1 protein-coding gene is annotated in these 488 nt (G+C 60.9%); it reads right to left on the bottom strand.

Annotated elements, in window-relative coordinates; genetic code table 11:
* Positions 1-412 (bottom strand): hypothetical protein (locus F2P45_RS34495; RefSeq protein ID WP_166882690.1); only part of this gene is annotated, 412 nt, incomplete at its 3' end.
* Between the last annotated feature and the right edge of the window lie 76 nt (positions 413-488).

Genomic DNA, 488 nt, shown 5'->3' on the forward strand with positions numbered 1-488 from the left:
GCGAATTATGGCAGCCGGCGCCGACGACCATTACGAGTTCCTTTCCGGACTGAAGCGGCAGGGAAATTCGGGTCAAGGAATTACGCACCGCGTCGTATGCGAACACGCTTCGGCCCTTAAAACTCGGGCCGAGCGGATCGACTACCTGAGGAATGGGCAAATCCGCGATGTGTGGCCGGATGGAGACAAAGGCGCCTGCCTGCTCGAATCGGCGTGCTGCTAACATGGCGTAAAGCATGCTGTCATCAAGCGTTCGGCGGGTATCGATACCACGTGCAGTGAATTCACGGTGCACCCGCAGCATGTCGTCGAGCGCTGGTGACGCCGGGTTGCCGGTGGCTGCTAGGCTTGCGGCGTCGAATAGGGGCAAGAGATCGCCAAGAGGTTGAATTGTCAGCGTTGCGGGGTTCAAGCGCGCTCCGAACAATTCCTGGTAACGCCGCAGGACTGCCGGCGCGCCTGTCTCGGTTGCCGGCGCCGTGACTTCG

It is taken from the genome of Massilia mucilaginosa (assembly GCF_011682145.1).
Lineage (GTDB): Bacteria > Pseudomonadota > Gammaproteobacteria > Burkholderiales > Burkholderiaceae_D > Telluria_A > Telluria_A mucilaginosa.